The 22,687-nt window shown below is 69.4% G+C and carries 22 protein-coding genes; 11 read left to right on the top strand and 11 right to left on the bottom strand.

Annotated features, from left to right (window positions below; all coding sequences use genetic code 11):
* Positions 1-72 precede the first annotated feature (72 nt).
* Complete coding sequence (locus ACZ6NZ_RS23810) at positions 73-621, bottom strand: GNAT family N-acetyltransferase (RefSeq protein WP_465860228.1); 549 nt, start codon at positions 619-621, stop codon at positions 73-75.
* 272 nt (positions 622-893) lie between these two features.
* Here ACZ6NZ_RS23810 and ACZ6NZ_RS23805 point away from each other — a divergent pair, with 272 nt between their 5' ends.
* The gene (locus ACZ6NZ_RS23805; RefSeq protein ID WP_465860227.1) at positions 894-2,495 is read left to right on the top strand and encodes an LPXTG cell wall anchor domain-containing protein; all 1,602 of its coding nucleotides are present in this window, start codon (positions 894-896) and stop codon (positions 2,493-2,495) included.
* Positions 2,496-2,624: 129 nt separating this feature from the next.
* Here the strand turns inward: ACZ6NZ_RS23805 and ACZ6NZ_RS23800 are convergent, their stop codons facing one another.
* From ACZ6NZ_RS23800 to ACZ6NZ_RS23790, 3 genes are all read right to left on the bottom strand, one after another.
* Complete coding sequence (locus ACZ6NZ_RS23800; RefSeq protein WP_465860226.1) at positions 2,625-3,446, bottom strand: alpha/beta fold hydrolase; 822 nt, start codon at positions 3,444-3,446, stop codon at positions 2,625-2,627.
* A 19-nt stretch (positions 3,447-3,465) separates the two neighbouring features.
* Positions 3,466-4,035, bottom strand: coding sequence for a DJ-1/PfpI family protein (locus ACZ6NZ_RS23795; protein ID WP_366609715.1), 570 nt, complete (start codon positions 4,033-4,035; stop codon positions 3,466-3,468).
* Between the two features lie 89 nt (positions 4,036-4,124).
* Complete coding sequence (locus ACZ6NZ_RS23790) at positions 4,125-4,868, bottom strand: GntR family transcriptional regulator (RefSeq protein ID WP_366609717.1); 744 nt, start codon at positions 4,866-4,868, stop codon at positions 4,125-4,127.
* Positions 4,869-5,319: 451 nt separating this feature from the next.
* Between ACZ6NZ_RS23790 and ACZ6NZ_RS23785 the strand changes: the two genes are divergently transcribed.
* The 10 genes from ACZ6NZ_RS23785 to zwf all read left to right on the top strand — a co-directional run bounded on the left by ACZ6NZ_RS23785 (position 5,320) and on the right by zwf (position 16,682).
* A complete protein-coding gene (locus ACZ6NZ_RS23785) occupies positions 5,320-6,693 on the top strand; it encodes an extracellular solute-binding protein (RefSeq protein ID WP_465860225.1) in 1,374 nt (457 codons plus the stop codon).
* Positions 6,694-6,794: 101 nt separating this feature from the next.
* The gene (locus ACZ6NZ_RS23780) at positions 6,795-7,640 is read left to right on the top strand and encodes a carbohydrate ABC transporter permease (protein WP_465860224.1); all 846 of its coding nucleotides are present in this window, start codon (positions 6,795-6,797) and stop codon (positions 7,638-7,640) included.
* Entirely contained in the window at positions 7,640-8,551 is a 912-nt protein-coding gene (locus tag ACZ6NZ_RS23775; RefSeq protein WP_465860223.1) for a carbohydrate ABC transporter permease, read from the top strand. The genes ACZ6NZ_RS23780 and ACZ6NZ_RS23775 overlap by 1 nt, the downstream gene beginning before the upstream one ends.
* Positions 8,551-9,618 carry an ABC transporter ATP-binding protein gene (locus ACZ6NZ_RS23770; protein ID WP_465860222.1) on the top strand — a complete coding sequence of 356 codons (1,068 nt, stop codon included), beginning with the start codon at positions 8,551-8,553 and terminating at the stop codon, positions 9,616-9,618. The genes ACZ6NZ_RS23775 and ACZ6NZ_RS23770 overlap by 1 nt, the downstream gene beginning before the upstream one ends.
* Positions 9,618-10,694: an ABC transporter ATP-binding protein gene (locus ACZ6NZ_RS23765; RefSeq protein WP_366609727.1), complete on the top strand. Its 1,077-nt coding sequence runs from the start codon at positions 9,618-9,620 to the stop codon at positions 10,692-10,694. The genes ACZ6NZ_RS23770 and ACZ6NZ_RS23765 overlap by 1 nt, the downstream gene beginning before the upstream one ends.
* Before the next feature lie 152 nt (positions 10,695-10,846).
* Entirely contained in the window at positions 10,847-12,307 is a 1,461-nt protein-coding gene (locus tag ACZ6NZ_RS23760; protein WP_465860221.1) for an NAD-dependent succinate-semialdehyde dehydrogenase, read from the top strand.
* Complete coding sequence (locus ACZ6NZ_RS23755) at positions 12,304-12,453, top strand: hypothetical protein (RefSeq protein ID WP_465860220.1); 150 nt, start codon at positions 12,304-12,306, stop codon at positions 12,451-12,453. The genes ACZ6NZ_RS23760 and ACZ6NZ_RS23755 overlap by 4 nt, the downstream gene beginning before the upstream one ends.
* Complete coding sequence (locus ACZ6NZ_RS23750; RefSeq protein WP_465860219.1) at positions 12,446-13,681, top strand: iron-containing alcohol dehydrogenase; 1,236 nt, start codon at positions 12,446-12,448, stop codon at positions 13,679-13,681. The genes ACZ6NZ_RS23755 and ACZ6NZ_RS23750 overlap by 8 nt, the downstream gene beginning before the upstream one ends.
* A gap of 91 nt (positions 13,682-13,772) precedes the next feature.
* A complete protein-coding gene (locus ACZ6NZ_RS23745; RefSeq protein WP_465860218.1) occupies positions 13,773-14,858 on the top strand; it encodes a hypothetical protein in 1,086 nt (361 codons plus the stop codon).
* 330 nt (positions 14,859-15,188) lie between these two features.
* Positions 15,189-16,682 (top strand): glucose-6-phosphate dehydrogenase, encoded by a 1,494-nt coding sequence (gene zwf, locus ACZ6NZ_RS23740; protein ID WP_366609736.1) that lies wholly within the window; start codon positions 15,189-15,191, stop codon positions 16,680-16,682.
* A gap of 150 nt (positions 16,683-16,832) precedes the next feature.
* On the opposite strand, the gene ptsP is transcribed toward zwf, so the two are convergent.
* Genes ptsP through pfkB form a run of 7 tightly spaced genes read right to left on the bottom strand, consistent with a single transcriptional unit; the run spans position 16,833 to position 22,681 of the window.
* Entirely contained in the window at positions 16,833-18,506 is a 1,674-nt protein-coding gene (gene ptsP / locus ACZ6NZ_RS23735; protein WP_465860217.1) for a phosphoenolpyruvate--protein phosphotransferase, read from the bottom strand.
* The gene (locus ACZ6NZ_RS23730) at positions 18,499-18,765 is read right to left on the bottom strand and encodes an HPr family phosphocarrier protein (protein ID WP_357203559.1); all 267 of its coding nucleotides are present in this window, start codon (positions 18,763-18,765) and stop codon (positions 18,499-18,501) included. Before ACZ6NZ_RS23730 ends, ptsP begins: the two co-directional genes overlap by 8 nt.
* Before the next feature lie 9 nt (positions 18,766-18,774).
* On the bottom strand, positions 18,775-19,815 hold the full coding sequence (locus ACZ6NZ_RS23725) for a zinc-dependent dehydrogenase (RefSeq protein WP_465860216.1): 1,041 nt from the start codon (positions 19,813-19,815) through the stop codon (positions 18,775-18,777).
* Positions 19,812-20,246 carry a PTS mannitol transporter subunit IIA gene (locus tag ACZ6NZ_RS23720; RefSeq protein WP_465860215.1) on the bottom strand — a complete coding sequence of 145 codons (435 nt, stop codon included), beginning with the start codon at positions 20,244-20,246 and terminating at the stop codon, positions 19,812-19,814. Before ACZ6NZ_RS23720 ends, ACZ6NZ_RS23725 begins: the two co-directional genes overlap by 4 nt.
* Positions 20,239-20,547, bottom strand: coding sequence for a PTS sugar transporter subunit IIBC family protein (locus tag ACZ6NZ_RS23715; protein ID WP_357203568.1), 309 nt, complete (start codon positions 20,545-20,547; stop codon positions 20,239-20,241). The genes ACZ6NZ_RS23720 and ACZ6NZ_RS23715 overlap by 8 nt, the downstream gene beginning before the upstream one ends.
* Before the next feature lie 4 nt (positions 20,548-20,551).
* On the bottom strand, positions 20,552-21,712 hold the full coding sequence (gene mtlA, locus ACZ6NZ_RS23710; protein WP_465860214.1) for a mannitol-specific PTS transporter subunit IIC: 1,161 nt from the start codon (positions 21,710-21,712) through the stop codon (positions 20,552-20,554).
* 60 nt (positions 21,713-21,772) lie between these two features.
* Positions 21,773-22,681 carry a 1-phosphofructokinase gene (pfkB, locus tag ACZ6NZ_RS23705; RefSeq protein ID WP_465860213.1) on the bottom strand — a complete coding sequence of 303 codons (909 nt, stop codon included), beginning with the start codon at positions 22,679-22,681 and terminating at the stop codon, positions 21,773-21,775.
* Positions 22,682-22,687: the final 6 nt, after the last annotated feature.

Here is a 22,687-nt window from a genome sequence, read left to right as displayed (position 1 = left end):
TCTGGGGACGGCCGCTCGGCGGCCGTCCCCAGGCTCACTCCGACGCGGGCGGTGGTGTTGTCCAGCACCAGCTCAAGCAGACGGCGTGACCGGGGACCGCAGGCCGAGCCACTGCTCGGCGGCCCAGGCATGGAACCGCTCCACCTCGGTGAACCCCAGCTTTGCCGCAAGGCGCATCGAGCCGACGTTGGCGGTCTGGGTGGTGAGCACCACCGGCTCGCCGGGAAGGACGCCGTCGAGCCAGTCGAGTGCCGCCGCGCACGCCTCGGCGGCGTACCCGAATCCCCACGCCCGTGGCAGGAACAGGTAACCGAGGTCGACCTTCCCGATGGCAGCCGGGCGGTGGTGCACCGCTGCTCTCCTGAGCAGGATCTGGCCGATCATCGCCCCGGCGAGATCAACGACGAAGCTCCCGGGCCACCGCTCGGGCACCACGGGCATCTCGCGCTCAAGCTCCCCAGGCAGGCGGGGACCGCCGAGGTACCTGTTCACCTCTGGCGACGCCAACAGTTCGATGAACGCGTCGCGGTCCCGGGCCTCGGGCTCCCGGAGGACGAGCCTGTCGGTCCTGATCGGAGCAGGCGGCCAAGCCACGGCCCCCAGGTCAGCCACGCGCGTCATCGGTCGAGGCTGCCACACCTGGGTCTTCCGAACCCCACCCAGCCAGTCGAGGTCTCCTCAAAGAACAGTCGAGCAATCATCACCACGACCATCGTTTCCTCGCGTACACCGCACATAATGGCAAACACCTGATGCCGGCACTCGACCTTACGGCGATGCTGACCATCCGTTCGGCCCATATCCGCCGCTGGCGCCCGAGTGGGGCGGCACCAGCGCTAACGCCCTCATAAGCTCCGCGGGTTCCACTGATCAATCCCACGGAGGAAGCGGTAATGCCCAAGCAATTCGCCCGGCGCTGGCTTGCCGGGGTCGGGATCGTAGGCGCGCTCCTCGCCGCCTCCGCCGTCCCCGCCTTCGCCTCCCCTGCCGTCGAGGACCTCGACTTCTTCGTCAAGGACGTGGTTGTCGCCCCCGGCGGCCCGGCAAAAGGATCGAGCCTCGCTGCCCGCACCCGCGTCAGCACCATGGAGTGGGGCGAATACACCGTCAAGGTGGACCGGAGCAAGGTCGCCGACTTCGCCGACGTGCGGAACGGCGGCGATGCCAACTCCTGCACCGAGTCTGGTCCGATCCTCACCTGCAAGGTGGTGGAAGAGGAGAACGACTACTACACGTACATCACCATGGTCGACCTGGTCGTGCGGGCGAAGAAGAGCGCCACGCCCGACCAGCAGGGCGACGTCACCTTCACCATCACCGATAGCGACGGCGGTTCGGCCACCTACCGCTCGACCGTCAGCATCGGTGAGGGCGTGGATCTCGCCGGCGTCGAGCAGAGGCTCGAGCTGAACGCCGCCCTCGGCGACACGCTCGACCTCCCGCTCACAGTGGCGAACCGCGGCGAGAAGGCCGTCGAAAGCGTGGTGCTGTACTTCGAAGGCGGCTACGGTTTCGGCCCGTCGAAGCGGTACCGGAACTGCGAGTACAGCCCGGGCGACGCCTTCCGCCACGCCTTCGCCTGCCGGTTCCCCACCACCATCGAGCCGGGCGGCGCCGCACGGCTGGACTCCAGCTTCGGTTTCACCGTGCCAACCGACGGTTCGGCCCCGAACGGTCACACCGGCGTCGTGCACTGGCACACGCCGGCAGACTGGGAGGAGCGGCAGTCCTTCTACCAGACGCGACTCGGGCAGCAGGGCACCGAGGGAGAGCTCAGGCTTGAGCCGGTCGGCCCGCGAAGCACGTCGCGGCAGACAGACGTCAACTACCAGAACGACAGCACGGTGATGAGACTCCATGTCAGCGGTGACCAGGGGGCTGAGGTGGCAGCACTCGGTACGCCGGCGACCGCCACCGGAAGGGTCGGCGACACGGTGCCGTTGAAGGTCGGCTACGTCAACAACGGCCCGGCGGCTGTGAACGTTGACGGAGCCAAGGACCTACGGGCCCGTACCGTGCTCTCGCTGCCGGATGGCGTCACGGCCGTGCGCGTTCCGATGGCCTGCTTGAGCGCCGGCTTCTGGGTGCCCGGAAAACCCGGCGCGAAGGAGTACCACTGCCGCGAGCAAAGACGCCTGACGCAGGGCGAGAAGATGGAGTACGAGTTCGGGTTGCGCCTCGACGAGGCCGGCACCCGGGCCGCAGAGGTGCGGCTGACCTTCGACGCAGGCGTCGATCCCAACCCAGCCAACGACAGCGCGAAGATCACCATCATCGCGAGCGCTGACGGCGGGAGCGAAAGCCCTGGTGGGGATGACGGCGGGAGCGAGAGCCCCGGTGGGGATGACGGCCAGGGAGGCGGGGACACCGATGGCTCGCTGCCGATCACCGGTGCCAAGGCCGGCCTGATTGCCGGCATTGGTGGCGTACTGCTGGCCGCCGGCGCTGCGGGCTTCGTGGTGGCCCGCCGCCGCAGGACCCGATTCGTCGCCTGATCCGTTCCCCACGCCAACCGTGCCCCGTCGACCCCAGGTCGGCGGGGCACGGTTTCACCCGCGTGAACTGCGGTGAGTCCGGGCGCTCACCAGCATCTGGCCCCGACGTCGTACGGAGCGCCGCAGCGATCAGTGACCTCGGTCCGGGTCGAGGAAGCACGAGAGTAGTTGTCTGAACTCCCGCGGGTGCTCGATCGCCGGCACGTGCCCGCATCGACCGAACACGTGCAGACGGACGTCGGCCAAGTGTTGGAGCAGGGGCTGGGCTGCCGTCGCGAGCGGGGTGACCCGGTCCTCGACGCCGTGCACGAGCAGCACGGGCGCGCGCACCGCCGCCAGCGTCTGCGCCGAGAGGGTGAGATCGGTGGCCCATCGTGCCCGTGGTGGAGGGAACAACGACGCGAAGGCCCCCGCCCCCGCCCGCATCGCGGATGCGCGGGCGTCGACGGCCGCATCGGTCACGAGCGCCTGGTCGAGGACGAGGCGACTGAGCATGTCTCGTGCCCCGGACGGGCTGGCGGGGGCGGCCCAGACCGCGTCGAGGTCGGCGGAGAGCGGCGCCCCGGGTGCGCCCATCGTCGAGACCGCCACGACACGGGTGACCTGCTGGGGGCGCGCGGCCGCCAACGCCAGCGCCACCGCACCGCCCATGGAGTGGCCCACCACGGCGTAGTGCTCGACACCGAGCGCATCCATCAGGCTCGCGGCCTGCTCCGTCCACAGCCGGAGCCCACCCCTGGAGCCTGCCGGGAGGGGTGTGCGGCCGAACCCCGCCTGGTCAGGAGCTATCACGTGCCAGGACGTGCCCAGCGCCTGCGCCGTCGCTGCCCAGGCGCCGGACCCGGTCGTGCCGGGTCCGGAGCCGTGCAGCATCAGCACCGCGGGCCCCGTGCCGCCGTCCAGGACGTGGACGGGGGAACCGTCCACTGTGACGGTCCGAAGTGCGGTCACCAGGGCAGACCGGATGAGCTCATGCCGACGCGGAGTCGACGGACTTCGAGAAGAGCTCCATCATCGCCCGGCCGAACTGCGGCATGTCGGGCCACCCCCGGCAGGAGACGAGGTTGCCGTCCACGACGTCGGGAGCGTCGATGACCGTCGCGCCCGCGTTCTCCATGTCACCGGTGATGGGAGGAAAACACGCCGTCTTCCGGCCCTTCAGCAGCCCGTACACCGCCGGCACCTGCGCGCCGTGGCACACCAGCGCGATGGGGAGGTTGCGGGCGAAGAAGTGCTCGGTGATGCGCCTGACGTCGGCGTCGACCCGGATCCACTCGGGGGCGCGTCCCCCGGGGATGATGAGGGCGTCATAGCGCTCGACGTCGACGTCGGCCCAGGGCACGTCGACCGGCAGCTTGCGGCCGTTCTTCTCCACGTAGGCGTCGGAGTTCGGGTCGAACTCGTGGATGACCAGTTGCACGTCGCGCATCGTCCGTGACGTGACGTCGACGTCCCAACCCCCCTCCTGCACGCGGTAGTAGGGATACATGGTGTCGAGCTCCTCGGCGGCGTCGCCGGTCAGGAGCAGCGCTCTGGGCACCTGCTTCTCCTCGCATATGGGGACGGGTGAGGTGGATCCAATCCGATCCGATCAGGATTGAGCCAGCATTCCTGGGCCCAGCGCGCCCGTCAAGCCTCCACCGTCATTCCGTCCGCGTGCTCGATCTCGTTGAACAATCGTCGGAAACGCTCACCGGATCGAAGGATGTGCCGCCGCATCGCGTAGGCGGCCGCGTCGGGGTCACGCGCGGCGATCGCGGCCACGACGTCCTCGTGCTCGGCCATGGCCAGGTGAGTGACCTGGGTGTCGTGGTGCAGCCGGAAGAGGTGCACGTGGCTGTGCAGGCGAGCGAGCGTTTCACGGATGACCAGGTTCTCCGCGCTCAGGGCGACGAGATCGTGGAAGGCCGCGTCGCGTAGCCCGAAGGCGCCGTAGGCCAGGGGCCCGCTGCCCCCCTCCAGCTCCGCCATCTCCTCCAGCATTCGCCGCAGACCCGCCACCTGCTCCGAGGATGCGCGTTCGGCGGATCGGCGCGCCGCCGCCGGCTCGAGGAGCAGGCGGACCTCGAGCATGTCCTCGAACCGGTGACGGGTTATCTGGGGAGGAATGCGGTAGCCGGCATGGGGCACCCGCACGACCAGGCCCTCGGCCTCCATCCGGTTCAGAGCGTCCCGGATCGGCGTCTGCGAGACCCCCAACTCCCGGGCCAGGACGTCGATCGTGACGCGGGAGCCAGGCTCGATCCGTAGCGACATCAGCTGTCCGAGCAGCGTGTCGTACACCTCGTCGGCAAGCCGGCCGCCAGATCTTCCCGCCGGCGATCCGCCCCTCACGGCCCTGCGGCCCCGCGCGATCATCGCTTCGTCGTCCATCGTGAGGTGAGGTCCCTTCCTGCGCCTTCGCGAAACTATTGACATCAGTCACAACGCTCCGGCATGCTGACGCCCCCACGCGATCGTATAGGAAAAGCGGCGCACATCCGCCATCCCGCACATCGCGGCACCACCGCCACCGCTCCACTTCGATCACCTGAAACTCCCACGAGCATGCTCGACGTCCCGCTCGGGTCGTCACCGGGTCGCAGCTGAACCGAAGGACCTCTCGACGGCAGGCAGACCCGGCACATCGCGGCGTACTCGTGACGCCGGTCCGCGGGTCGGTCCCCGCGGCAGCCCGGCAACGCGCCTGAAGAACCCAGCAACTGCTCGGCGAAGCACATAGCGAGGCCTTGAGAGTCCCGACCCGGAAAGCAGGCATAAGATGCGGTACCTGAAGCGAATAGGACGATTGTCCGGTCCCGGCCGAAAGGCACAGCTGGCGACGATGGCCATGCTGCTGGTGGCAACGACCGCGACGGCGTGCGGCGGCGACGGCAAGGACGAGGGCGAGAAGGCGAGCGCGCCCAAGGCGCCGGCGACCATCCCGGAGCTCACCAAGGATCCGCTGACCCTCAGCTTCATCTGGTTCGACTGGCCGCCCGCGAAGGCGCTGGAAGCCTTCGCGAACGCGGAGTACAAGAAGGAACGGCCGAACGCGACCATCAAGGTCAACACCGTGCCGAACGCGAACTGGCACGACGCCATGTTCACCCAGTTCGCGGCGCGAAAGACCGACTTCGACATCGCGATCCTGGACTCGCAGCACATCGGCGAGGCCGTGACGAACGGCAACATCCTCGACATCACCGACTTCGTCAAGAAGAACATCGACGTCACCGCCTACGACCCGTACCTCCTGGCGGCCTACGGCCAGTACCCCCAGGCGGAGACCGGCAAGCGCGACGAGAACGCCAGCCTGTACGGACTACCGCTGCTCGGCGACACCTGGACGATGATCTACCGCAAGGACCTGATCGGTGACAAGCCGCCGCAGACCTGGGACGAGATGATCGCAGCCGCCGCGAAGTGCCAGGCGGACAACCCTGGCGTCAGTGGGCTGGCTTTCCACCAGGCCAACGGCTCGGACGCCGCGGCCGTCACCTACAACACGGTGAACGGCGTCTACGGCGGCAACCTCTGGGACGCCAAGACGCGCAAGATCGAGGGCATCCTCAACGACGCCGCAGGCCAGGAGGCGATGGACGTCCTGGTCAACAAGATGAAGCCGCTGACCGCCAAGGGCTCCGGCAACTGGTTCATCGACGAGGTGAACGCGGCGGTCGCCCAGGGCAAGGCGTGCATCGCGTTCAACTGGATCGCCGCGAGCGGCGGCCTGCTCGACCCGAAGCAGTCGACGCTGGGCACCAGCCGGGAGCAGATTCTCGACAAGCTGGGCTTTGCCACCCTGCCGAGCCAGAAGACGAACCTGGTCCCCCTCGGCGGCATGGGGATGCACGTGTCGGCCTACTCCGCCAAGGACAACCAGGCCGAGGCCCTGAACTTCATGGAGTGGTTCGAACGGGCTGACATCCAGAAGAAGTGGGCCGCGGCTGGTGGCGTGCCGTCGCGTACGGACGCAATCCAGTCACCCGAGTTCCTCAATGCCGGGCCGTTCAACAAGGTGTACGCCGACTCGGTGCCGCGGATGCGGGACATGTGGAACGTGCCCGAGTACGCGCGCCTCGTCGACATCGAGAACACCAACGTGAACGCGGCCCTCAACGGCGCGAAGAAGCCCAAGGACGCGCTCGACGACATCGCCAAGGAGCAGCAGGGCGTGCTCGACTCCGGCAACCGCAAGGGTGGCGGCGGACTGTGAGTGACCCCGCCCCTCTGACGACCGACGATCCCGGGCAGGTGGCGTCCGCGAGGCCGCCTGCCCGGGGTCGGTCCCCTCGGCTGAGTGACCGCGGGCTCGCCGTGGCCTTCATCTCCCCCGCGATGCTGCTGCTGCTGGCCATGTCGGTGTTCCCGTTGCTGTGGGCGTTGTACCTGTCGTTCACCGACTACTCCGCCACCCGCGGGGGGCCCGCCGATTTCATCGGATTCGGGAACTACACCGCCATCCTGACGTCGGCGCAGGTCCACACGAGGGCCCTGACAACGTTGATCTACGTGGTCGGCGCGGTCGGCCTGCAGACCGTGCTCGGATTCGGTATCGCCTACCTGATCTCACGGCGCACGCACGGGCGCGGGGTGCTGACCACCCTGTTCCTGGTGCCGATGATGCTGTCGCCGGTCGTGGTCGGGTTGTTCTGGCGATTCATGCTCGACGCGCAGTTCGGCGTGGTCAACAGCATGCTCGGCTCGATCGGCCTGGGGCAGGTGGAGTGGCTCACCCGCCAGCGGACGGCACTGCTGTCCCTGATCGTGGTGGACACCTGGCAGTGGACGCCGTTCATCATGCTCATCGCACTCGCGGGCCTCACCGCGGTTCCCAAGTACCTCTACGAGGCCGCCTCGATCGACCGGGCGTCCGAATGGTTCCGGTTCCGCACCATCACGCTTCCACTGGTGTGGCCGCTGCTCCTCATCGCCGTGATGTTCAGGGCCATCGAGGCGTTCCGGCTGTTCGACCTCGTCTACATCCTCACCAACGGAGGCCCCGGCGTCTCTACCGAGACGTTGTCGTTCCACATCTACAAGGTCGCGTTCCTGGGCTTCAACACCGGAACCGCTTCGGCGTACGGAATCCTCATGGTCCTCGTCGTCATCGTCCTCACGCAGTTCTACCTGCGCTATTTGAACAAGCTCAAGGAGGGCTGATGGCCGTCTCCGTCGACGATGCAGTGGCCACGGGTCCTGCCCGGGATCACATGCCCCCCGCGCGCCGCTTCGGCAGCCGAGGCCGCTCCGTGCTGGAGGTCGCGCTGCTGACCGCGCTGGCCGTCGTGATGCTCTTTCCGGTGCTGTGGATGATCGAGACGTCCATCAAGGAGAACCGGGACGTCTACGCCATCCCGGCCAAGTTCTTCGACTTCAAGATCACTCTGATCCATTACAAAGACGTGTTCGTTTCCCCCGGCGGCGGTCGCTCGGCCCTGTCCGTCGCGTTCCTCAACTCCGTCGTGGTGGCCGGCGCCTCCACGGTGCTGGCCACCGTGCTGGGGGTCCCGGCTGCCTGGGCCTACTCCCGCTTCGCGGTGAAGGCCAAGAAGGACCAACTGTTCTTCATCCTGTCCACGCGCTTCATGCCGCCCGTGGTGGTCGTGATCCCGATCTTCCTCATGTACCGCCAGGTCGGACTCATCGACAACAAGATCGGCCTGATCCTCATCTACACCGCGTTCAACGTCCCGTTCACGATCTGGATGATGAAGGGGTTCGTCGACGAGGTGCCCGCGGAGTACGAGGATGCCGCCATGCTCGACGGCTACACCCGTCTGCAGGCGTTCCGGCGCTTCACCCTTCCCCTGCTCGTGCCCGGCATCGCCGCGACGGCGGTCTTCGCCCTCATCTTCTCGTGGAACGAGTTCGTGTTCGCCACCTTCCTCACCTCCAGCGACGACGTCCGGACGGCCCCACCCGCTATCGCCGGCCTGATCGGCGGCACCACCACGGACTGGGGTCTCGTGGCCGCCGCCTCCGTGGTGTTCGCCCTACCGGTGCTCGTCTTCGCGTACCTGGTGCGCAAGCACCTCATCGCCGGCGTGACGCTCGGGGCGGTGCGACGCTGATGGCGGGCATCGAGGTGACCGCGCTGCACAAGCGCTACCCGGACGGGACGGTCGCAGTCGAACACGTGGACCTGTCCATCGGCCACGGCGAGCTGTTCGTGATGCTCGGTCCTTCGGGGTGCGGCAAGACGACCACCCTGCGGGCCATCGCCGGCCTGGAGCGGCAGACGACGGGCGACATCCGCATCGGCGACACGCTGGTCAACGACCTGCCCCCCGCCGAGCGCGACATCGCCATGGTGTTCCAGTTCTACGCCCTCTACCCGCACCTGAAGACCCGCGACAACCTGGCGTTCCCACTGCGGGCCGAGGGACTGCCCAAGCAGGAGGTGCACGAGCGGGTCAACGAGGCAGCCCGGCTGATGCAGCTCGGTCCGCTCCTGGACCGGCGACCCCGCCAGCTCTCCGGCGGCGAGCAGCAGCGCGTCGCGCTCGCCCGCGCCCTGGTGCGGCGACCGCGCGCCTTCCTCATGGACGAGCCTCTCACCAACCTGGACGCGGAGCTGCGGGCGGACATGCGCACGGAGATCAAGCACCTGCAGGGCGAACTGGGCGCCACGATGGTCTACGTCACCCACGACCAGGTCGAGGCGATGTCGCTCGGTCACCGGATCGCCATCCTCAACAAGGGTCGCGTCGAGCAGATCGGCACACCGTTGGAGGTCTACGACCGTCCGGCGAGTCTCTTCTGCGCCGCATTCATCGGCTCCCCGCCGATGAACCTCATCGAGGTGGAGGTGGCCGACGGGAAACTGCGCGGTCAGGGCGGACTGACCCTCACGCCACCGCCGGGTCTGCCGCGCGACCGTCCCCTGGTCGCGGGCGTCCGGCCGGAGGCGCTGGAAGTCACCGAACCAGGGGCGGAACGCTCGATCCCGGCCCGCGTGGTCTCGGCGGAGTGGCTGGGCGACGAAATCATCTACGTGGTCGACCACGGCGGCCAGCGCGACGTACGGGTGCGGATGCCACCGACGGTCCGTTTCGCCGCTGACGCAACCGTCGGGTTGCGGCACACCGGCGGGACCCCGGCGGTCTACGACGTGAGCACGGAAGAGCTGGTGGCCTGATGGGAACCGTGGCAGCGCACGGGCTGCGCAAGTCCTTCGGAAAAGTCCAGGCCCTCGACGGGGTGACGCTGGACGTGCCGGACGGTTCGTTCTTCGTCGTGCTCGGGCCCTCCGGCGCGGGCAAGACGACGACGCTGCGAGCGATCGCCGGCCTTGACAAGCTTGACGCCGGGTCGGTGCATCTGGACGGCAGGGACGCGACCGGTGACACCCCGGCCGCACGCGACCTGGCCATGGTCTTCCAGAGCTACGCCCTCTACCCGCGACACACGGTGTACGAGAACATCGCTTCGCCGCTGCGGGCCCGTCGCTGTTCGTCGAGCGAGATCGCCGCCGCCGTCGAGCAGATGTCGAACCTGCTGCACATCGAGCGGTTGCTGCAACGTCGTCCGGCGCAGTTGTCCGGTGGTGAGATGCAGCGCGTCGCCCTGGCCCGGGCGCTGGTCCGTCGTCCGCGCGCGTTCCTGATGGACGAGCCGCTGACGAATCTCGACCTCAAGCTCCGCGTCGAGATGCGCACCGAGCTCACCCGCATCCACCGCAGCCTCGGAGCGACGTTCGTGTACGTGACCAACGACCAGGTCGAGGCCCTGTCCATGGCCGACCAGGTCGCGGTCCTGAAGGAGGGGACTGTGCAACAGGTCGGAACACCGACCGAGGTGTACGAGCGCCCAGCCAACCAGTGGGTCGCGGGATTCGTCGGGAGCCCGCCGATCAGCCTGCTGGCCTGCCGCGCCGAGGGAGATCGGCTGGTCGGTGCCGAAGGCTGGACGCTGCCGCGCCCCCGCTGGACCACGGCCGAGGACGGTCGTGAGCTGATGCTGGGCCTGCGGTCGGAGGACCTGTCGGTCGAGCAGCGTGGCGACGCGTCGTTGTCGGGTGAGCTCTACGGGCTTGAGCCGCTCGGTGACCGGACGGTGGTCGACGTCCGGATCGGGACGGAGATCATCAAGGTCAAGGCCCGCCCCACCGTCACGGGTACGCCGGGCGAGCGGGTGGTCGTCACCGTCGACCTGGACCGTGCGCACCTGTTCGATGCGGGCACCGGGGTGTCGCTGTCCGAGGCCGGGCGGTAACCCCGCCGGGCGGCGACGGCGAGATGCGCCCGTACATGGCAGTCGTGGCCCGCCTCGCCTCGCAATGAGGCGGGTCACCCGTCCGTCTACGCGCACAGCGCGATCGCTGCGGCACGCCGGACATCACGAGGAAGATCACAGGAGGCGACGCGATGAGTGACCCGATGAACGTGCTGGCCCCCGAGCACCGGCGGCTCCGGATCGGCGACGCCTGGCGCGACGCCGCAAGCGGAGCCACCTTTGCCGTGGAGGACCCGGCCACCGGCAAGACCATCGCCGAGGTGGCGGACGCTGACGTCGGTGACGGGCTCGCCGCCCTGGACGCGGCGAGCGGGGCGATGGCGCAGTGGGCGGCTACCCCGCCACGGAAACGGTCAGAGTTGTTGACCGCGACGTACCGGGCCCTGACCGAGCGATCCGAGGAGATCGCCCGGCTGATCACGCTGGAGATGGGCAAGCCTCTCCCCGAGGCTCGGGGAGAGGTGGCCTACGGTGCCGAGTTCTTCCGTTGGTTCGCGGAGGAGGCGGTGCGCGTCGAGGGGCGCTACAGCATCGCTCCCGCGGGCGGATATCGCATCCTCACCGTGCCGAAGCCGGTCGGGCCGTGCGTCTTCGTGACGCCGTGGAACTTTCCGTTGGCCATGGGTGCCCGCAAGATCGCTCCTGCGCTGGCGGCCGGCTGCACGACGATCACCAAGCCAGCAGGTCAGACGCCGCTCACCATGCTGCTCCTGGCCCGCATCATGGAGGAGGTCGGCGTTCCTCCGGGCGTCGTCAACGTGGTGACCACCAAGCGTTCCGGCAAGGTGGTCTCCGCGCTGCTGGCCGACAGCCGGACCCGCAAGCTGTCCTTCACCGGGTCGACCCAGGTCGGGCGCGTTCTGCTGCGACAGGCCTCGGAGAATGTGCTGCGCACGTCGATGGAACTGGGCGGCAACGCCGCCCTGATCGTGTGTGCCGACGCTGACCTGGACGTGGCGGTCGACGGCGCCATGGTGGCCAAGATGCGCAACATCGGGGAGTCCTGCATCGCGGCCAACCGGATCTACGTCGAGGAGCCGGTGCGCGAGGAGTTCACGGCGCGCTTCGCCGAGCGGATGGCTGCTCTCTCGGTGGGCCATGGTCTCGACGACGGCGTGAACGTCGGGGCGTTGATCGACGAGGCCTCGGTCACCACGATCGACGGGCTCGTCGCCGATGCGGTCGATCGCGGCGCCCGGGTCCTGGTGGGCGGCGAGCGTCCCGATGGGCCGGGCCACTTCTACCCGCCCACGGTCCTCGTCGACGTGCCCGAGGATGCCCGGATGCTCCAGGAGGAGATCTTCGGCCCGGTGGCGCCGATCATCTCGTTCACCTCTGACGACGAGGTGATGGCGAAGGCCAACGACACCGAGCACGGCCTGGCCGGTTACGTCTTCACCCGTGACCTCCAGCGGGCGCTCCGATTCGCCGAAGGGCTGGATACGGGGATGCTCGGCGTCAACCGTGGTCTGATCTCCGATCCGTCAGCTCCGTTCGGCGGGGTGAAGCAGTCCGGGATCGGCAAGGAGGGGTCGCACGAGGGCGTCCTCGAGTACCTCGACCTCACCTACGTGGCGATCGATCTCCCGTGACCGGCCTGCTGCCCCGGACGCCCGCCGCGCGTGTCCGCGCCGCGCGGGCGGCCAACCTCGCCGACGCCGTCCCGGTCCCGCAGGTGACCTGGACGTCCACCCAGCACATCGCCGCCGACGTTCCGGAGAGGCACCGCCATGCTTGAGACCGTCCGCGGACCACGCCAGCTGATAGTGGGCGAAGGTGTCGCCCAGAACATCCCCCGAGTGGTGGCCGAGAGTGGCTCGCGAGTCCTCATCGTGACCGACCAGGTTCTCCTGGGGCAGCCGGGCGTGGCCGAGATCGTGGCCGCCGTGCGGGAGAAGGTCGAGGCCGTCGAGGTGTTCTCCGACGCGACCTCAGACGTGCCTCTCTCCGATGTCGCCCTGGCCGTCTCGGCCGCCGCCGAGGTGAACGCCGACGTGATCCTCGCCGTCGGGGGTGGCACGGTGATCGACCTCGCCAAAATCGTCGGCGTCATCCGCCGCCACGGTGGAACGCCGCGTGACTACTACGGCGAGTCGAGGGTGCCGGGGCCGACGATTCCTCTCGTCGCGGTCCCGACGACGTCCGGCACCGGTTCCGAGCTCACACCCGTCTCGGTGTTGACCGACCCGGACCGCGAGCTGAAGGTGGGGGTCAGCAGCGTCCACATCGTCCCCGACTTCGCCATCATCGACCCCGAACTCACCTACACCTGCCCGGCGACCGTCACCGCCCACTCCGGTATCGACGCGTTCTGTCACGCCGTGGAGAGCTACACCGCGCGGCCCCGGCCCCACGGACCGCGCGACCCGGTGGAGCAGGTGTTCCTCGGCCGCAACCCGATCACCGACCACTACGCGCTCCGCGCCGCCGAACGGATCGCCCGTAGCTTGCGCCGGGTGGTCAGGGACGGAAGCGACACGGCCGCGCGCGCGGACATGTCCTACGGATCCATGCTCGCCGGGATCGCTTTCTCCCACGCGGGTAACGCGGCCCCGCACGCTCTCCAGTACCCCATCGGCGCAGCCACGCACACGCCGCACGGCCTGGGCGTCGGACTACTACTGCCCTACGCGCTGGACGCGGCCAGGGATGCCATCGGTGACCGGTTGGCCATCCTCGCCCGGGTGTGCGGGCTCGACGTCGCCGACGCCTCCGACGCCGAGGCCGCGGACACGTTCCTCGCCTGGCTCGACGGGCTCCTCGCCGACATCGGCATCCCTGCCACTCTGGCGGACATCGGCGTGGCGCGCGCCGACCTCCCGCGCTTCGCGGAGATGGCCAGCGGGGTCACCCGCCTGATCCAGAACCACCCCGGCCCGAGCGACACCGCCAGCCTGACCGCGATCCTCGAAGCGGCCTGGACCGGAGACCGGACCCGGCAGACGCTGGCTGCGAGCAGAGAGTGACCGGCCCTTCCGAGACGACGACTTCCCCGCTCTATCCGGGGTGTCGGAATGCTCGGCGGCCATCGACCGGCGTGGGTGCTAACGTCCCCGGGTGACCGCCATCTGGGGCACCGACGCACAGGGCAGCTGGCAGCCGCTTGCGGCAAGTCGGTACCCGGCGGAGCAGGCCCTGCACGACCTGGTCGCTGAGGGCCCGCAGATGCTTCCACTGTCCGGAGCTCCGCGCCTGACAGTGCTCGGGACGGAAGTGCAGCTCGGTACCGGCCGCGCTGACGTCGTGGCCGTGGAGTCCTCAGGGCGGCTGGTCGTCATCGAGGTCAAGCTCGCCGGAAACCCCGAGGCGCGACGGGCAGTGGTCGCTCAGGTCTTCTCCTACGCGGCGTACCTGCAAGGACTCGACCCTGACTACCTTGAGTCGGCCACCCTCGTCACACACCTGGCACGACGCAGAGTCACGAGCATCGCGGAAGCCGTCCGCAACGACGACCAGGAGGGATCAGTCGACCCCGCGTCGTTCGCCGACGGGCTCGCCCGTAGCCTCGCGGACGGAGCATTCCGCCTGGTGATTGTGCTCGACAGTGTGCCTGACGAGCTGGTGCAGCTGGTGGGCTACCTGGAGCTGATCACAGACAGGGTCGTTATCGATCTCGTCACCGTCACGGCGTACGACGTCGGGCAGTCGCGAGTCCTGGTACCCCAGCGCATCGATCCCGGCCGCCGCGCGGCGGAGCTGTCCGAAGCCGAGGCCGCCGCCCGGCAGGCCAACGCGCCGCAACCAGGCTCGGCTGACTTCCGTAGCGCTGCGGCGAAAGCACCGACGGAGCACCAGCAGATGCTGGCGCGACTCATCGACTGGGCGGAAGCCCTTGACGCGAAGCACCTGATCTCACTGTTCAGCTACAGCGGCAAGAACGAGATCACCACCTTGCTGCCGCGTCTGACTCGCAGCGGTTCAGGGCTTGTGACGATCTACTGCGCGCCGGGGGCCGCATACCTTCAACTGTGGCCGTCCGTTTTCAACCGCCTCGCACCCAACGCCATACCGCTGGTGGAGCAGGAGCTCGGCGGGCCGATCAGAAACGGGCAACGCATCAGCGCCGTTTCCGACAGCCTCCTCGAGGCGCTCGCGTCCGCCTACTACGAGGCGAACGGCCAGCGTACGTCGACCTCTTCGTGACGTTGCCCGACATGCCGCCAGCGCGACGACGTCGGCCTGCCGCTGCGGCGCGACATCGCCGAGGATCTTCATCACAGGCGGGTACGGCGCGCGCCCGTTGACCTCTGCGGGCTACCTGGCGACGATCATTCGTACCACCCGTACGCCGGCAGAGCGCAACCAATCCGACACCGAGAGGCCTACCCGTCGGCCCGGCATGCGACGCTCAAGGTCCACGACCAACGGGCCACGCCGTTGTAGCCCCCGGACACCACCGCCGTCGCCGCACACGTCCTGGCAGGACAGTCCGCCCCCCACTCCCACACCCCTTGTGCCCGGAGGAACGCAGACATGGACCACGCTTCTCAGCTCATTCAGGAGCGGAGTGCCCCGCCGGCCACGCTGGTGATTTTCGGTGCCTCCGGTGACCTGACCCGGCGTAAGCTGCTGCCCGCGATCGAGAGCCTGGCTCGGCACGAGCGGCTCCCGGACCAGTTCGCGCTGGTCGGCGTCGCGCGTACGTCGATGACCGACGAGCAGTTCGCCGAGAGCGCCCTCGGCGCACGTACCCTCGCCAGCAAGCGCCAGCTCCAGAGCGGCGTGCGGTACGTGGCCGGCGGCTACGACGACCCGGAGACCTACAAGCGGCTCGTGGAGACCCTCGACGAGCTGGACGCACAGCGGGGTACGGCTGGCAACCGGCTCTTCTACCTGTCCACTCCGGCCGGGGCCTTCGAGCCGGTGATCAACGGACTGGCGGGTGTCGGGCTCAACCAGCCACGTGAGGGCTCGTTCTCCCGCCTGGTCATCGAGAAGCCGTACGGACGCGACCTGGCCACGGCCCGCGAGCTCGACGGTGTGGTGCACAGTGCGTTCGACGAGCACCAGGTCTTCCGTATCGATCACTATCTGGGCAAGGACACCGTCCAGAACGTGCTGGCGCTGCGCTTCGCGAACTCGATCTTCCAGCCGATCTGGGATCGCTCCTGGGTCGATCACGTGCAGATCACCGTCGCCGAGACCCTCGGCGTCGGCAGCCGCGGCGGCTTCTACGAGGATGCCGGCGCGATGCGGGACATCGTGCAGAACCACGTGCTCCAGGTCCTCGCGCTGGCGCTGATGGAGCCACCGGCGTCATTCGAGGCTGAGGGCCTGCGCAACGAGAAGGTGAAACTGCTGCAGGCGATCCGGCTCCCCACCGACCGGGACATCGCCGAGGCCGCGGTCCGGGGACAGTACACCCGGGGTGGCACCCGCGAGGAGCTGATGGCCGGCTACCGCGAGGAGACCGGCGTCGACCCTCTGTCGCGGACCGAGACCTACGCCGCCATGCGACTCAACGTGGACAACTGGCGCTGGGCCGGGGTGCCGTTCTACGTGCGCACCGGCAAGCGCCTGCCGGCCCGGCTCACCGAGGTGGCACTGCAGTTCCAGCGTCCGCCGCACCTACCGATCCCGACCGACCAGCTCACCGGCCTCGATGCTGACGCGCTGATCCTGCGGATCCAGCCCAACGAGGGCATCTCGCTGCGCTTCGGCGCCAAGGTGCCGGGCCACTCCTTCCGGGTCCGCACCGCCACGATGGAGTTCTCCTACGACCAGACGTTCGTCGAGGAGTCCCCGGAGGCGTACGAACGTCTGCTCCTGGACGCGCTGATCGGTGACGCCTCGCTGTTCATCCGCAGCGACGAGGTGCAGCAGTGCTGGCGGATCGTCGACCCGATCATCGACCACTGGAAGAAGGACAACTCGCCGATCCCCACCTACGAGGCCGCCTCCTGGGGGCCGACCGACGCCGATCGGCTCATCGGCCGGAACGGCCGCAAGTGGCGCAACTCCGCGTGACCCTGCCACACCGAGTGTGACCGCGCTGCCGGGCCCGATCGCTGGGTCTGACCATCGACGCGCGGCGCGGTCCTCTCGGTGCCCGGCGGGCATCGTGCTTTTCCAGGGCCGGAGGATCTGACCGCCGCATCGCCGGTAACCCTGGCCGACCTACCGCACCGACACACCCTCGCCGAGGTGGAGCTGACGCGAGGCGCCGGCCGCCGCCGCCCGTGCTGCCTCCGGGCTGGACGCGGCAAGGGCCGCCTCGGCGATCTGGCGGCACTCGTCCAGGGTGTGCGCGGCCAGGGACTCGCGCACCGCCGGGATGCTGCGGGGCGCCATGGACAGGCTGGTGATGCCCAGACCGGCCAGCACCAGGGCGAACCGCGGATCCGCTGCGGATTCTCCACACACGCCGACTGGTTTGCCCGCCTCGACGCCCGCTGCCGCGCAGGCGGCGAGGAGCGCGATCAACGCGGGCTGCCACGGGTCGAGCAGGTCGGCGAGGTCGCCGCACATACGGTCCGCGGCGAACGTGTACTGGCTGAGGTCGTTGGTGCCGACGCTGAGAAAGTCCGCGTGGCGCAGCACCTGGTTGGCGCGCAGGGCCGCGGCCGGCACCTCGATCATCACGCCGGCGGTCGGCAGGCCGTGTTCGCGGCAGGTTTCGGTGAACGCTGCCGCCTCCGTCGCCGTGGCGACCATCGGCGCCATCACCCAGACGTCGGCGTCGGTCGCGGCAGCCGCCGCCGCGATAGCGGCCAACTGCGCGGTGAGTACGGACGGTGCCTGCCGCGCGACCCGCAGACCACGGATGCCCAGTGCGGGGTTGGGTTCCTCGGTCAGCCGCAGAAACGGCAGCGGCTTGTCGGCGCCGGCGTCCAGGGTGCGTACAACGATCTTGCGGCCGGGCAGCGCGGCGAACACGTCGCGGTACGCGGCGACCTGTTCCTCGTACGACGGCGGGTCGCTGCGGTCGAGGTAGAGCAGCTCGGTGCGGAACAGGCCGACTCCTTCCACCTCGCCGGTGAGGTCGCGGGCGGAGCCGATGTTGGCCAGTAGCGCGACGGGATGACCGTCCGCGGTCCGCCCGGGGCCCTGGGAGCGGGCGCGGCGTTCGATCTCGGCGAGCCGCTCCGCGTTGACGGCGGTCACCGTGTCCGCGGAGACGCCGGCCACCACGACACCGCTCGTGCCGTCGAGACTGGCCAACGCGCCGTTGGTCACGTCCAGGATGCCCGCGCAGCGGACCACGGCCGGGATACCGAGTGTCCGGGCCAGGATCGCGGTGTGGCTGGTCGGCCCGCCCTCGGCAGTGATCAGGCCCAGCACCAGGCCGGGTTCGAGGCCGGCGGTGTCGGCGGGCGCCAGGTCGCGGGCGATGAGCAGGTACGGATGGCCAGGGTCCGGCACGCCCGGCATGGGCTGCCCCAGGCATGCCGCGACGAGGCGGTCCCGCAGGTCGTCGAGATCGCTGATCCGCTCGGCGAGGTACCCGCCCGCGGCTTCGAAGGCGGCCCGGTGTTCGGCGAGCACGTCGGTGAGCGCGTGCGGGGCGTCCGCGCCGCCGTCGATGGCGATGTCGGCCGCGTCGATGAGCGTCTCGTCCTGCGCCATCATGACCTGCGCGCGCAGGACCTCGGCGGCGGTCGCGTCCAGGGCGGTGTCGGCGCGCCGGGTCAGGTCGGCGGCGACGGCGACGACCGCGGCCCGGACGGCGACCTTCTCGGCTTCGGGATCAACGGTTTCCGCCAACGGCGGCAGGGCCGGAGGTGGGGCCAGCCGGTGGACCGGCCCCGCCGCACCACCGGGGCTGGCCCCGATCCCTCGAAGTTCACGCATCGAGATCGCGTTCGAGGAGGTCGGCCAGAGTGTCGACGGCGGCCTGGGCGTCGTCGCCGTCGGCCTCCAGGGTGACCTCGGTGCCCTTCTTGGCGCCGAGCGACAGCACGCCGAGCATGCTGCGGGCCGGCACGGGTTTCTTGTCGCCGGTGCGGATGGTGACCAGCACCGGCTGCTTCGCCGCCTCGGCGACGAACAGCGCCGCCGGGCGGGCGTGCAGCCCGCTGGCGGAGCCGACGAGGACTGTTCTGCTGGGCAACGGATCCCCCTAGGGTTCGATCGTCACCTTGATCGCTTCGCCGCGCGCCACGATGCCGAAGGCGTCGAGGGTGCGGTCGAGCGGCAGGCGGTGGGTGATGAGGTCGGCGACCGGCACGGCGCCGCTGGCGATGAGTCGGAGCGCTTCCTTGTTGTGCTCCGGGCTGGACCCGTTGGCGCCGACGATGGTCAGCTCGCGGTAGTGCACGAGGTTGGAGTCCAGGGAGATGACCGGCTTGTCCTTCGGCAGACCGCCGAAGAAGCTGATCCGGCCCTGGCGGGCGGACATCTGCACCGCCTGCTCCTGGGCGACGCCGGCGGCCGTGGCGGTGATGACGACGTCGGCACCCCGACCTTCGGTGAGCTTGAGCACCGCGTCGACGACGTCGGTCTCGGCGCCGCAGATCGCCGCGTCCGGCTGGACCAGGTTGGCGGCCAGGTCGAGGCGTTCGCGGTTGAGGTCGACGAGGAACACCCGGGCCGCGCCGCGGGAGCGGGCCAGGCGCACATGCAGGCAGCCGATCGGCCCGGAGCCGACGACGACCACGTCGTCGCCCTCCCCCACACCCGCGAGGTTCTGGCCGTTGAGGACACAGGCGAGGGGCTCGGCGACGGACGCCTCGGCGAAGCTCAGCCCCTCGGGGATGCGGTTGAGCCCGTCGACGGCGAGGACGTTGTGCGGCACGACCAGGTATTCGGCGAACCCGCCGTCGAAGTGGTATCCCATCGACACCTGGTTGGGGCACACGGTCATCCGGCCGCGCCGGCACTCGGCGCACGTACCGCACGGGATGGCGGCGATGACCTGAACCCGGTCCCCCGGCCGCCAGCCCGTGACGTCGTCACCGACGTCGCTGATCTCACCGGCGATCTCGTGGCCCATGACGCGCGGCGGGGCGATGTGGTGGTGGCCGAAGCGGGAGATCTTCACGTCGGTGCCACAGGTGGAGCAGGCGCGGACGCGAATCTTCACCTCGGCGGGGCCCGGTGTGGGCTCGGGCGCGTCCTCGATGCGGACGTCACCGGGCGCGTGGAATCGAACGACCTTCACGAGGGCTTCCCTTCGAGGATGGTGATGACGTCGTCGACGCTCGTCGACTCGCGTAGCTGCTGCGCCTGGGCGGAGTCCATCAGCACCGAGGCGAGCTGGGCGAGGATGTCCACGTGCCCGTCGCCGGCAGCGGCGATGGCGACGCAGACCCGCACGTCGAAGCCGTCCCAGTCGACGCCGTCGGGGAAGCGCAGCACCGCGAGGGCGTCGCGCTGGACGGACTCCTTGCTGTTCAGCGTGCCGTGCGGAATGGCGACGCCCTCTCCGATGTACGTGGAGACGCTCTGCTCGCGGGTGAGCATCGCGTCGACGTACGCCGGGGCGACCGCGCCGATCTCGACGAGTACCGCGCCGCAGCGGCTGATCGCCTCGTCCCGCGATCCGGCCCGCTCGTCGAGCCGGATCGCATCACGGGCCAGCAGCTCAGCCACTCAGCTCACCACCACGCTGTACCGCGTTCACGACCCTGGTGACGGCCGGGTCGCCGATGAACACCTGGATCGGCACGATCACCGTGTCGGGTGCGCTGACCCGGGCCCGCGCGGCGAGCCCCTGGTGGCAGACGACCACGTCCGCGTCCGCCGGGATCGAGTTGACCGGCGTGTGCTCGACGGTCACCGCGTTCTTCGCCAGTTGCCGCCGAAGTTGGCTGGCCAGCATCACGCTGCTTCCCATGCCGGCGTCGCAGGCGACGACGACCTTCTTGATCTCGGTGCCGTTAATGGTGGGCATGGATTCAGACCTCCTGCTTTGCCGACTTGTGGAGGGTCTCGTCGGGGTCGACAGCCCCTTCCTCGTCTGGGCGGACAGCCGTCTCCTCGTCCGGGCCGACGGCATCTGCGGCAGGCTCGCCGCGGCCGAAACCGAGCAGAGCCGAGGCGACCGCGAAGGTGACGGCGGCGGCGATCACGACACCGAGGATGACCCCGAAGTGGCCGCCCTTGGGGGTGACGGCGAGGTAGGCGAAGATGCTGCCCGGCGAGGGGGTGGCGACCAGGCCGGCACCAGTGATCACGAAGGTGCCGACACCGGCCGCACCGCCGGCGATCATGGCGAGGATCAGCTTCGGCTTCATCAACACGTACGGGAAGTAGATCTCGTGGATGCCGCCGAGGAACTGCACGATGATCGCGGCCGGGGCGCTGGGGCGCAGCGCGCGGGGGCCGAAGACCATGAAGGCGAGCAGCAGACCGAGGCCGGGGCCGGGGTTCGACTCGATCATGAACAGGATCGACTTGCCCTTGTCGGCCGCCTCGGCGATGCCCAGCGGGCCGAAGACGCCGTGGTTGATGGCGTTGTTGAGGAAGAGCACCTTGGCGGGTTCGACGAGTACCGAGGTCAGCGGCAGCAGGTCCTTGCCGACGAGCCAGTCGACGCCCGAGCCGGCTTGCTTGGTGAGCCATTCGACCACGGGGCCGATGCCGTAGACGCCGCCGATGGCCATTCCGGCACCGATGATGCCGGCGCTGAAGTTGTCGACCAGCATCTCGAAGCCGGGGCGGATCCTGTCTTCGATCAGACCGTCGAAGAGCCTGAGGACATACGCCGTGAGCGGACCGATGATCATCGCGCCGAGAATCATCGGCACATCCGCGCCGACGACGAGCCCCATGGTCGCCACCGCGCCGACGACGGCACCGCGTTGGCCGTGGACCAGCCGGCCGCCGGTGTAGCCGATGAGCACCGGTAGCAGGATGCTGATCATCGGGCCGACCAGTTCGGCCAGGGTCTTGTTGGGGATCCAGCCGGTCGGGATGAACAGCGCGGTGATCAGGCCCCAGGCGATGAACGCGCCGATGTTGGGCATGACCATCGCGGCCAGGTAGCCGCCGAGGCGTTGCACAGTGGCTTTGAGGCCCTGGCCCTTCACCTCTGGTGTGTAGGAAGAGGAGGTCACGGGGGTATCTCCTTCATCGAGGGGCGGTCCGGACGGCTGCGGGGGAAGAAGCTCGTCCGGCTAGGGGTGGATGGTGACGTGGTGGCGGAGCAGGTCCGCTGGACCGGGCATCCGGCTGCCGGGCAGGCTCACCGCGGCGGCGCCCCAGGCAAGGCCTTCGGCGAGCGCGGGGGCACCCTGTGCGCCTGCGGCGAGGAACCCGGCGAGCAGCGCGTCGCCGGCGCCGACGGTGCTACGGGGTCGGGCGACCGGGCAGGTGCCGGTGCGGACCCCGTCGGCGTCGACCAGGACAGCGCCGTCGGCGCCGAGGCTGGCAACGACGGTGCCGGCGCCCCATGCCCGCAGGCGCTGAGCGGCATCGACCACATCGCCGAGGTCCTTCAGCGGGGTGCCGACCACGTCGGCCAGTTCGTCGCGGTTGGGCTTGAGCAGGGTCGCCCCGGCAAGGGCGGCCTCGCGCAGGGCAGGACCGCTGGTGTCGACGGCGACCCGGACGTCGGCGGCGCGCAGCTTCCGGCACACCTGCGCGTAGGCGTCGGCGGGCAGACCGGGCGGGACGCTGCCGCACAGCACGACCCAGTCGGCGTCGCTGGCACGGGCGAGCACACTGTCGATCACTTCGTCGAACTCGGCGCGGCACAGGGTCGGGCCGGGCTCGTTGATCTTGGTGACCGTGCCGTCGGGCTCGGCCAGGGTGATGTTGGAACGGGTCCTTCCGGCGATCGAGACCGCGAGAACCTCCACGCCCTCCGCCTTGAGGAGGCGGATGAGCTGGTTTCCCTCGTCGCCGCCGGACGGCAGCACCGCCACCGACGGCACGCCGTTGGCCAGCAGGGCACGAGACACGTTGACCCCCTTGCCGCCGGGGTCGAGGTGAGCGGTGGCAGCCCGGATGACCTCGCCCCGGGTGAGTGAGTCGACCTCCACGGCCCGGTCGAGGCTGGGGTTGAGGGTGACGGTGACGATCATGCCCGG

It is taken from the genome of Micromonospora sp. NPDC047756, assembly GCF_055587245.1.
The sequence above is the reverse complement of the archived record's forward strand: the minus strand, read 5'-3'. Positions and strand labels throughout refer to the sequence as shown.